Consider the following 9,875-nt stretch of genomic DNA (forward strand, 5'->3'; position numbering starts at 1 on the left):
CGGCCCGCCGGACAGGGGAGTTCTGATAAATGTGGACGCCACCACAACACCCCCGAACAGATACGGGACGACGGACCATGAGCGCCCCAACTCCGGCACCCGGTGACGACAGGCCCCGCCCGGGCTACTACCCCGACCCGTCCATTCCCGGCTACATCAGGTACTGGAACGGCGCCTCCTGGGCCCCCGGCACCAGCCGCCCCGCCCCCGCCGACGGCGAACCCCTGCCCGGACCACCCCCGGGCTCCGCCCCCGAACCACCCCGCCCCACCCCAGCACCCGCCGAGGAGACAGGACCCGTCTTCCTCGACGAGGACCCGGCCGCGCCCAGCGCCGAGGGCCCCGCCCGCGACGCCGCCTGGGGCGCCGACCCCGCCCGCCAGTCCGGCTTCGGCGGCGCCCCGGACCACCGCGTCTCCTGGGGCGGGCCCGCCGCCCCGCCCGCCGCCGACGTGCCCGACCCGCGCACCGGCGAGTCGGCCCCGCCCGCCCCCGCCGAGGGCACCCTGACCTTCCGTCGCCCGGCAGGCCCCGTCCCCCCGGCCGCCCGCCGCGACCCGGCGAGCCCCGCGGGCCCGCCCGGCCTCGCCCCATCCCCGGTCGACCCGCGCGGCACCTCGGCCCCGGCACCGCCGGGCGGCGCCCCGGCCGCCCCCGCCCCGGCCCACGACCCCGGCACCCTGTCGATCCGCGCCCTGCCCCGCTCGGCCCCGCCCGCCGCCGAACAGCCCGCCTCCCCGGCGGCGCTGCCCGCCCAGAGCCCGGCGCCGGGCCAGGGGGCCGCTCCGGCCCAGCCGCACCCCGCGCCCGCCCCGGCCCCGGCCGCCGTACCCCAGCCCCGCCCCGCGCCCCCGGCGCAGCCCGCCGCGCCCGCGCGGCCCCAGCCCTCGCCCGGGTGGGCCCAGCAGCCGCCCGGCCCAGCCGCCCCGGGGCACGGGGCCGCCCAGCCCGACGAGAACGTGCCGGTGGTGCCGTGGAAGCCGCCGGTCGAGGACCCGTTCCTCGCCGCCGCCCGCGCGCAGGCCGCCGCCCGCCCGGCCGGACTCGGGAGGCGGCTGGCCGCCCGGCTCGTCGACACGCTGGTGGTGGCCGCCGTCACCGCCGCGGCCGCCGTCCCGCTGGCGTCGAGCGCCCGCGACCACATCGACGCCAAGATCGAGTCGGCCAGGCTCTCCGGACGGACCGTCACCGTCTGGCTGCTGGACGGCACCACCGCCGGTTACCTCGGCGCGGTCCTCGCCGTCCTCCTCCTCTTCGGCGTCGTCTACGAGGCGCTGCCCACCGCCAAGTGGGGCCGCACCCTCGGCAAGAAGCTGCTCGGCCTGCGCGTCCAGGACATCGAGGAGCACGACGCCCCCACGTTCGGGGCGGCGCTCAAGCGCTGGCTGGTGTACAGCGTCCCCGGGCTGCTGGTGATCGGCGTGGTCGGCGTCCTGTGGTGCCTCTTCGACCGGCCGTGGCGCCAGTGCTGGCACGACAAGGCGGCCCGCACCTTCGTCGCCCGATAGGCCCAACCGCGCTCACCCGCCTCCCCCGGACGGCGGCCCGGCGGATGCGGGGCGCCCCGGGGCGCGGTCGACTCGGCCCATGACGACCGAACCGCCGCCCCCCGGGTCCGGCTCCTCGCCGGACGACGACCCGTTCCGCAAGCCGCCCCACTCCGGCGGCGGCACCCCGCACGACCCGCCGCCCTCCGGCGGCGGCAGCCCCTACGACCCGCCCCCGTCGGGCGGCGGGAACCCGTACGGCCCGCCTCCCGGCGGCGGCCAGGGAGCCCCCCCGCCCGGCGGGGGCGGCCCGTACGGCCGCAACCCCTACGACACGCCCCCGCCCGGCTCGGGCGGGGGACCGTACGGCGGGGCCGGGGGAGGCGGCCCCTACGGCGGCGACCCGCTGGCGGGCATGCCGCCGCTGGCGCCTAGTGGCAAGCGCGTACTGGCCCGCATCATCGACATGATCATCGTCGGTGTCGTGGTGTGGCTGCTCTCGCTGCTGTTCGGCGTCGGCACGTACGGCACCGACATCGACAACATCGAAGCGGGCGAGTCCTTCGGCCAGTCGCTGATCGCCGCCATCCTCTACATCGGCTACGACACGATCCTCACCGCCCGCACCGGCCAGACCCTCGGCAAGCGGCTGCTGCACCTGCGCGTCGCCGACCTGAGCAACGGCGCGACGCCTGGCATGCAGACCTCCCTGATCCGCGCGGTCGTCCTCTGGCTCCCCTTCGCCTTCTGCTGCGCCTGCGTCTGGACCGTCATCTGCGGCGGCTGGAGCTTCTTCGACCGGCCCTACAAGCAGGGCCTGCACGACAAGGCGGCGAAGACGGTGGAGGTCTCCACCGCCTGAGCGGCGGCCCCGCTCCCGGCAGGCCGCGCGGCGGCGGCAGCCGCACCAGGTCCCGGCCGGATCCCTCAAGGGGTCCGGCCGGGACCTGTTTTGTCGCGGCAGGGCCGGGCGCGCGGTGCCCGGCGGATGCTCAGCCCCGCAGTCCCCGCTCCCCGCCCGGCACGGCGACCCCGCCACGGGTGGCGGCGGGCCGGATGGGCTCCCGGCGCCCACCCGCCTCCGCCGCGCGGCGCGCCCCCGGCACGGCTCCCGCCGCCAGCAGCCCGAGGGCGAGCGCGGCGCAGGCGACCAGGGCGAGCCCCGGCCCTTCGGTTGTGCCGGTGAGCAGCAGCAGGGCGAGCGTGGCGAGGACCACGGTGGCCGAACCGGTGGCGTACTGGGCGGTGGTGGGGCGAGCCATGGCGGGACCGTCCTCGGCTTCTCGGGGATGTCGTGCCTCCGGTCCTGGTGGAGACGGGGAGGCGGTGGCGGGTTGGTGCGGCCGGCCGCGCGGGTGGGGCACCGGGCGGCCGGGCCAGGGCCGTGGCTCGGCCTCAGGGGGGCGATGCCCCACGCCCAAGGCCGGTAAGCCACCCGCCTCTTCGGCGGTGAGGCACACGGGGGCGCACGGAGTCACCGGGTGCGGAGCACTGGCGCCCGGCGGGCGCGCCCTCGTACAGTCGGCCGCCGCCCGGGCGCGTGTGCGGGCCAACTGGCCGCGCGCATAACGTTATTGACCTGTTCAAGTCAAGGTCTGTCTTTTCCTCCGCCACTCCGGTCGAATGTCGTCACTTGTGTTCCGTGCCGGGCGCGGACCCGGCAAGAGGCCGAAGTCCCCGGCGTCCGGCCTCCCCGGGAGGACAGCGCACACGTGAGCAGACATCGGAGAGCCTTCAGGGCCACCGCCCTGACCGTGGCCATCGCCGCGATAGGCGCCACCACCGCGACGATCGGCACCGCACAGGCCGCCGACCGCCCGGCGGGAGACGACACGGCCGTCGAGCGCCGCGACCCGGCACCGGCCAAGGGCCACGTCGAGCACAACCTCGAAGGCCCGTTCAGCGAGAAGCAGGAGAAGCAGCGGGGCGAGGCCCTGCGCCAGCTCATATCGGGCGACAAGAAGGCCAGCCAGCGCGGCGCCTCCCGGGTCCTCAGGCTGGACGACGGCAAGTACGTCGAACTGGGCCGGGAGAAGACCGACAAGATCTTCACCATCCTCGTGGAGTTCGGCGACAAGGTCGACGACACCACGATGTACGACCCGGACGGCCCCGACGGCCCCGAGGAACCCGTCGTCAAGTACGGCGGCGAGCCCGGCCCGCTGCACAACCAGATCGCCGAGCCCGACCGGAAGAACGACAACTCCACCGACTGGAGGGCCGACTTCTCCCAGGAGCACTTCCAGGACCTGTACTTCTCCACGGACAAGAAGAAGGAGTCCGTCAAGAAGTACTACGAGAAGCAGTCCTCCGGCCGCTACTCGGTCGACGGCGAGGTCTCCGACTGGGTCAAGGTCGAGTACAACGAGGCCCGTTACGGCTCCAACTACTGCGGCGACACCAACTGCGCCAACGTCTGGGACGCGGTCCGCGACGGCGTCACCCAGTGGGCCGCCGACCAGAAGGCCGCCGGCCGCACCGACGCCGAGATCAAGGAGCAGCTCGCCCAGTACGACACCTGGGACCGCTACGACTTCGACGGCGACGGCGACTTCAACGAGCCCGACGGTTACATCGACCACTTCCAGATCGTGCACGCCGGTGAGGACGAGTCCGCCGGCGGCGGCGCCCAGGGCACCGACGCCATCTGGGCCCACCGCTGGTACGCGTACGGCACCGACGCGGGCAAGACCGGCCCCGCCGACAACAAGGCGGGCGGCACCCAGATCGGCGACACCGGCGTCTGGGTCGGCGACTACACCGTCCAGCCCGAGAACGGCGGCCTCGGCGTCTTCGCCCACGAGTACGGCCACGACCTCGGCCTGCCCGACCACTACGACACCAGCGGCGCCGGCGAGAACTCCACCGCCTTCTGGTCACTGATGTCCTCGGGCTCCTGGCTCGGCACCGGCGAGAGCGAGATCGGCAACCTGCCCGGCGACATGACCGCCTGGGACAAGCTCCAGCTGGGCTGGCTCGACCACGCCACCGCGAAGGCCGGCACGAAGTCGACGCACAAGCTGGGCCTCGCCGAGTACAACACCAAGGACAAGCAGGCGCTCGTCGTCGAGCTGCCCGAGAAGGAAGTCACCACCACCATCACCGAGCCCGCCGAAGGCGCGGCCCAGTGGTGGTCCGACAGCGGCGACGACCTCAAGAACACCCTGACCCGCCCGGTCGACCTCACCGGCAGGTCCGCCGCCACCCTGGAGCTCCAGGGCTGGTGGGACATCGAGGAGAACTACGACTTCCTCTACACCGAGGTCTCCACCGACGGCGGCGCCGACTGGACCGCGCTCGACGGCACCGTGGACGGCAAGCCGCTGCCCCGCGACGGCGGCGACACCCCCGCGCTGCACGGCGTCTCCGACGGCTACCGCGCCCTCTCCTTCCCGCTGGACGCCTACGCCGGCCAGAAGGTCGAGCTGCGGTTCCGCTACCAGACCGACGGCGGCCTCTCCGAGCCCGGCTTCGCCGCCGACGCGATCACCCTGACCGCCGACGGCGAGGAGCTCTTCGCCGACGGCGCCGAGGACGGCGACAACGGCTGGAGTGCCGAGGGCTTCCAGCGCATCGGCGCCTCCTTCACCCAGGACTACCCGCAGTACTACATCGCCGAGAACCGCCAGTACGTCAGCTACGACACCACGCTGAAGACCGGCCCGTACAACTTCGGCTGGACCTCGACGCGCCCCGACTGGGTCGAGCACTTCCCCTACCAGAACGGTCTGCTGATCTGGCTGTGGGACACCTCCCAGAAGGACAACAACACCGGTGTCCACCCCGGTGAGGGCCGCGTGCTGCCGGTCGACGCCCACCCGAAGGCCGAGAAGTGGGCCGACGGAACGATCATGCGCAACCGCGTCCAGGCGTATGACGCGCCCTTCAGCTGGTACCCGACGCAGGGCTTCACCCTCCACCAGGACGGCAAGCCCGCCAAGGTCAAGCCGAAGCTCGGCATCCCGGTCTTCGACGACGGCTTCCCCGGCCGGTACTACGACGCGTCGAACCCCACCGGCTCGGTCAAGGTCACTGACACCAACACCCGGATCACGATCTCCAACGAGCCGCTGAGCGGCAAGACGATCACCGTGAAGGTCGGACCCTCGCTGAAGTAGCCAGCGAAACCGCAGGTCACAGGCGTATCGGTCGCTGCCCCCTAGCGGGCGGCGGCCGATCGCGCTTAGATGCACCCGTGACCGTCTTATTGACACGACTTCTCACGGGGGTGAGCTGAGCCATGGCCGCAGGCGGATTTGTCCGGATGCCGGGGGGTAGCGTGGTCGTCGCGCTGAGTCTTCCCGCGCCGTGTGCCGGGGGCGGGGAGCAGCGCGTACGCGTGCTCGTCCACGCCAAGAACCGGGCCCGGGCCCTGACCCGGCTCCGCAACCTCGGCCTGCGCGCCGTCTACCTCCGGGGGAACGCGGCTCCGCCGACGCCGGACGAGATCACGGCTGTGCTGCATCATCCCGACGGGCTGATATGGCGGACCGCCGGGGTGGAGCCTGGGGAGCCGGCAGGGGGTGCGGTGGCGGTGTCCCGGGCACCGGAGCTGTGGCGTCCCATCCGGGCCCTCCTCGTCTGACCCGCCTGGGCCTCGATCGCCGGCCGGGCTGTTCTCGGCTTCTGCCCGTCTCGCCTGTGCCGGTCCAAGATGGCCTCAATCGCCGACCGGGCTGAGTTTTGGCTGAGCTCGGCTCGGCTGTGCCGGTCACAGGTGGCCTCAATCGCCGGCCGGGCTTGGGGTTCGCGGTTTGTTCGCGGGGTGCCCTGAGGCGGTCCCGCCCCGGAGCAACGGCGAAACCCCGTGGCCAGGCCGACACTCAAAACACCGGCAACCGAGAAATCCCAGCCCGGCCGGCGCTTGAGGCCATCTTGGACCGGCACGGTCGAGCCGATCTCAGCCGAATCCCAGCCCGGCCGGCGCTTGAGGCCACCTGTGACCGGCACGGTCGAGCGGCGCTCAGCCAGAACCCAGCCCGGCCGGCGCGTGAGGCCGGGGAAGGCGGGCGGAGCCCGGCTCAGGGCTGGGCCAGGTCCCCGGTGAGGGAGGCGCCAGCCTCCCTGAGCTCGGCCACGGTGGCCTCGACCGAGTCGGGCGCGACCCCGGCGGCGAGGTCCAGCAGGACCCGCGTACCGAAGCCCGCCGCCAGGGCGTCCAAGGCCGTGGCGCGCACGCAGTAGTCGGTGGCGAGACCGACCACGTCCACATCGGTGACCCCTTGCCCCCGCAACCAGTCGGCCAGACCGACCCCGTTCTCGTCGACCCCCTCGAACCCGCTGTAGGCGGCCGTGTACGCCCCCTTGTCGAAGACGGCCTCGACCGCGCCGGAGGCGAGCGCCGGGGCGAAACTCGGGTGGAAGCTCGCCCCCTCGGTCCCGGCCACGCAGTGCGGCGGCCAGGAGTCGCGGAAGTCGGGGCGGGCCGAGAAGTGGTCGCCCGGGTCTATGTGGTGGTCCCGGGTGGCGACGACGTGGTCGTACAGTTCCCGCCCCGGCCCGTCGAGGTGCTCGGTGATCGCGGCGGCCACCTCGGCCCCACCGGTGACGGCGAGACTGCCGCCCTCGCAGAAGTCGTTCTGGACGTCGACGACGATCAGTGCGCGGCGCATGGCATGTCCTTCGGATGACGGGGCGGATACGGGAGCGGACAGGGGCGGGCGGAGCCGGGCGGCTCACCCCTCCGAGCCTAGGCACCGGCGGCCGCCCGCGGCAGGGGGGCGGCGGAGCTCAGCCCGGCTGCGGGGCGACGTACTCGGTCGGGATGACCGGCTCTCCCTTGGAGAGCTGGGTGGCGGAGAGCGGCAGCGCGGCCCGGGCGGCGGCGTGCCGCTCGCGCGCCGCGTCCATCGGCTCCCGGCCGACGACCTCGCCGCCGCGCACCAGCTCCACCAGCAACTGCGCGTCGGCCAGCTCCGCCGGGACCGACCCGGTGCCGACCACCTCGGCCTCGGCGGTGCCCTCGGCGTCCCGGCGGCGGGCCGCCCACTTCCGGCCGCCCAGCGACGTCTTCCCGCCCAGCGACTTCTTCGCCACCGGCTCCAGCGGCGCCCCCGGCTCGGTGGAGCGGGCCCGCGCCACCAGCTTGTAGACCATCGAGGAGGTCGGGTGCCCGCTGCCGGTCACCAGCTGGGTCCCGACCCCGTACGCGTCCACCGGCGCCGCGGCCAGCGAGGCGATGGCGTACTCGTCCAGGTCGGAGGTGACCACGATCCGGGTGTCCCGGGCCCCCAACCGGTCGAGCTGGTCGCGGACCCGGTGGGCGACGAGCAGCAGGTCCCCGGAGTCGATCCGGACCGCGCCCAGCTCAGGCCCGGCCACCTCGACGGCGGTCCGGACGGCTTCCTGGACGTCGTACGTGTCGACCAGCAGCGTCGTCCCCCGCCCGAGCGCGGCCACCTGGGCCTCGAAGGCGTCCCGCTCGCTGTCGTGCAGCAGGGTGAAGGCGTGCGCGCTGGTCCCGGTGGTCGGGATGTCGTAGCGGAACCCGGCCGCCAGATCGGAGGTGGTGGTGAAGCCGCCGATGTACGCGGCCCGGGAGGCGGCCACCGCCGCCAGCTCGTGGGTGCGGCGCGCCCCCATCTCGATCAGCGGCCGCCCGGCCGCCGCCGAGGACATCCGGGAAGCGGCGGCGGCGATCGCCGAGTCGTGGTTGAGGATGGAGAGGATCACCGTCTCCAGCAGCACGCACTCCGCGAAGGTGCCCTCCACCCGCAGCACGGGGGAGCCGGGGAAGTACACCTCGCCCTCCGGGTAGCCGAGGATGTCGCCGCTGAAGCGGTAGCCGGCCAGGTAGTCGAGGGTCGCCTCGTCCACCACGTCGTGCGCCCGCAGGTGGTCGAGCTGGGCCGGCTCGAAGCGGAAGTGCTCGACGGCGTCCAGGACCCGGCCGACCCCCGCCAGCACCCCGTACCGGCGGCCCTCGGGGAGCTTGCGGGTGAAGACCTCGAAGACGCAGGGGCGGTCGGCGGTCCCGGCGTGCAGGGCCGCCTGGAGCATCGTCAGCTCGTAGTGGTCGGTGAACAGCGCCGTGGAGGGCACCTCGACCGGCAGCCGCAACGCCTCCTCGCCGGTCCGTGCGGGCCGGGGTCCGGGCGCCGTGTTCCTGGGTTCCGCAGTGCTCACGGGGACAACCTCGCATTTCCGGGTGCGGCCGACGACCGCCACAGCGGCGGGCAGGGCTGGATGCTACCCCACTTAACGTCAGTATGACGATTTCCGGCGCCCGGGCCCACCCCCGCGGCGCGGCACCTCCCGGGCCCGCCGTTTGTGCGCCCGCGCGCCCCGGATGGCAGCATGGGCAGGGTGAGTGTGTCGCCCGCAGAGACCGAGCAACCCGCAGCGGCGGAGGAGACCTTCGCCGTACCCGAACCCGACCTGCCCTGGGTCACCATCGTCCACAACGACCCGGTGAACCTGATGAGCTACGTCGCCTACGTCTTCCAGGCGTACTTCGGGTACTCCAAGGAGAAGGCCAACAAGCTGATGCTCGATGTCCACCACAAGGGGCGCGCCGTCGTCTCCAGCGGCAGCCGCGAGGAGATGGAGCGCGACGTGCAGGCCATGCACGGCTACGGACTCTGGGCCACCCTCCAGCAGGACCGCGCCTGATGGCCGGGTACTTCGAGCCCACCGAGAAGGGCGCGGCGGCGGCGCTGGACGCCGTCGAGATCTCCATCATCCGCTCCCTCGCCGTCCAGCTCCTGGAGCTGATCGGCCCCGGCGACGACCATCTCGGCGACGACCCGCTCGCCGAGCTCTTCGCCGAAGGCCCCAGCGAGGCACCGACCGACCCGGTCCTGCGCCGCCTCTTCCCCGACGCCTACGCCGACCCGGCCACCGCCGACACCGCGCAGGAGGCCGAGGAGCTGCGTGCCCGTTCGGCCGAGTTCCGCCGCTTCACCGAGAACGACCTGCGCGCCGCCAAGCGCGAATCGGCGCTCCTGGTCGTCCGGACCCTCGACGCGGTCCCGGTCGACGGCGAGGGCGGCGGGACGCTGGAGCTGACGCCCGAGCAGTCGCGCCAGTGGATCGGCGCGCTGAACGACCTGCGGCTGGCCATCGCCGCGCGGCTGGACCTGCGGGACGAGTCGGACACGGACGAGCTGTTCCAGCTGCCGGACTCCGACCCTCGCAAGCCGATGGTGATCGCTCAGCTCTGGCTGGCGGGGCTGCAGGAAAGCCTGATCGAGACCCTGGCACCTCCTTCTTGAGCTTCGCTCGCCGCCGGGGCGCCACATGTCGTTGTCGAGACACCCTTTTTGGGAGCTTCGCTCGCCGCCGGGGCGCCACACGTCGTGGTGGGGGGGCCCCCACGACGGGTGCGCGCCGCACCCGCCGCCCGCAGCCGGGGGAGGAGAAGACAACCCCCCGAAAAACCCAAGACCC

Annotated in this window: 9 protein-coding genes; 6 read left to right on the forward strand and 3 right to left on the reverse strand. The window is 73.7% G+C overall.

The annotated features are described in order from the left end of the window. Positions 1–77 precede the first annotated feature (77 nt). Positions 78–1,508, forward strand: coding sequence for an RDD family protein (locus tag ACFWMZ_RS11360; RefSeq protein WP_383200949.1), 1,431 nt, complete (start codon positions 78–80; stop codon positions 1,506–1,508). A 79-nt stretch (positions 1,509–1,587) separates the two neighbouring features. Next, entirely contained in the window at positions 1,588–2,349 is a 762-nt protein-coding gene (locus ACFWMZ_RS11365; protein ID WP_383200951.1) for an RDD family protein, read from the forward strand. Between the two features lie 130 nt (positions 2,350–2,479). Here the strand turns inward: ACFWMZ_RS11365 and ACFWMZ_RS11370 are convergent, their stop codons facing one another. After that, the gene (locus tag ACFWMZ_RS11370) at positions 2,480–2,749 is read right to left on the reverse strand and encodes a hypothetical protein (RefSeq protein WP_383173391.1); all 270 of its coding nucleotides are present in this window, start codon (positions 2,747–2,749) and stop codon (positions 2,480–2,482) included. A 450-nt stretch (positions 2,750–3,199) separates the two neighbouring features. On the opposite strand from ACFWMZ_RS11370, the gene ACFWMZ_RS11375 reads away from it, so the two are divergent. Together ACFWMZ_RS11375 and ACFWMZ_RS11380 are read left to right on the forward strand one after the other, a co-directional pair. Continuing rightward, on the forward strand, positions 3,200–5,605 hold the full coding sequence (locus tag ACFWMZ_RS11375) for an immune inhibitor A domain-containing protein (protein WP_383200954.1): 2,406 nt from the start codon (positions 3,200–3,202) through the stop codon (positions 5,603–5,605). Positions 5,606–5,727: 122 nt separating this feature from the next. Beyond that, positions 5,728–6,072 carry a hypothetical protein gene (locus tag ACFWMZ_RS11380; protein ID WP_383173387.1) on the forward strand — a complete coding sequence of 115 codons (345 nt, stop codon included), beginning with the start codon at positions 5,728–5,730 and terminating at the stop codon, positions 6,070–6,072. A gap of 436 nt (positions 6,073–6,508) precedes the next feature. On the opposite strand, the gene ACFWMZ_RS11385 is transcribed toward ACFWMZ_RS11380, so the two are convergent. After that, positions 6,509–7,099: a nicotinamidase gene (locus ACFWMZ_RS11385; RefSeq protein WP_383173385.1), complete on the reverse strand. Its 591-nt coding sequence runs from the start codon at positions 7,097–7,099 to the stop codon at positions 6,509–6,511. A gap of 118 nt (positions 7,100–7,217) precedes the next feature. Then, entirely contained in the window at positions 7,218–8,612 is a 1,395-nt protein-coding gene (locus ACFWMZ_RS11390; RefSeq protein ID WP_383173383.1) for a nicotinate phosphoribosyltransferase, read from the reverse strand. 171 nt (positions 8,613–8,783) lie between these two features. On the opposite strand from ACFWMZ_RS11390, the gene clpS reads away from it, so the two are divergent. Beyond that, complete coding sequence (gene clpS / locus ACFWMZ_RS11395; protein WP_030696422.1) at positions 8,784–9,098, forward strand: ATP-dependent Clp protease adapter ClpS; 315 nt, start codon at positions 8,784–8,786, stop codon at positions 9,096–9,098. Next, positions 9,098–9,700 (forward strand): DUF2017 domain-containing protein, encoded by a 603-nt coding sequence (locus tag ACFWMZ_RS11400; RefSeq protein ID WP_383173378.1) that lies wholly within the window; start codon positions 9,098–9,100, stop codon positions 9,698–9,700. Before clpS ends, ACFWMZ_RS11400 begins: the two co-directional genes overlap by 1 nt. Positions 9,701–9,875 lie beyond the last annotated feature (175 nt).

Origin of the sequence: Streptomyces sp. NPDC058373, assembly GCF_042723275.1 — a bacterium.
GTDB lineage: Bacteria > Actinomycetota > Actinomycetes > Streptomycetales > Streptomycetaceae > Streptomyces.

Excerpts from the sequence above, each read along its gene's own strand:
- ACFWMZ_RS11360 (WP_383200949.1), top strand. The coding sequence starts at position 78 with ATGAGCGCCCCAACTCCGGCACCCGGTGACGACAGGCCCCGCCCGGGC.
- ACFWMZ_RS11370 (WP_383173391.1), bottom strand. The coding sequence starts at position 2,749 with ATGGCTCGCCCCACCACCGCCCAGTACGCCACCGGTTCGGCCACCGTG.
- ACFWMZ_RS11365 (WP_383200951.1), top strand. The coding sequence starts at position 1,588 with ATGACGACCGAACCGCCGCCCCCCGGGTCCGGCTCCTCGCCGGACGAC.
- ACFWMZ_RS11385 (WP_383173385.1), bottom strand. The coding sequence starts at position 7,099 with ATGCGCCGCGCACTGATCGTCGTCGACGTCCAGAACGACTTCTGCGAG.
- clpS (WP_030696422.1), top strand. The coding sequence starts at position 8,784 with ATGGGCAGGGTGAGTGTGTCGCCCGCAGAGACCGAGCAACCCGCAGCG.
- ACFWMZ_RS11400 (WP_383173378.1), top strand. The coding sequence starts at position 9,098 with ATGGCCGGGTACTTCGAGCCCACCGAGAAGGGCGCGGCGGCGGCGCTG.
- ACFWMZ_RS11380 (WP_383173387.1), top strand. The coding sequence starts at position 5,728 with ATGGCCGCAGGCGGATTTGTCCGGATGCCGGGGGGTAGCGTGGTCGTC.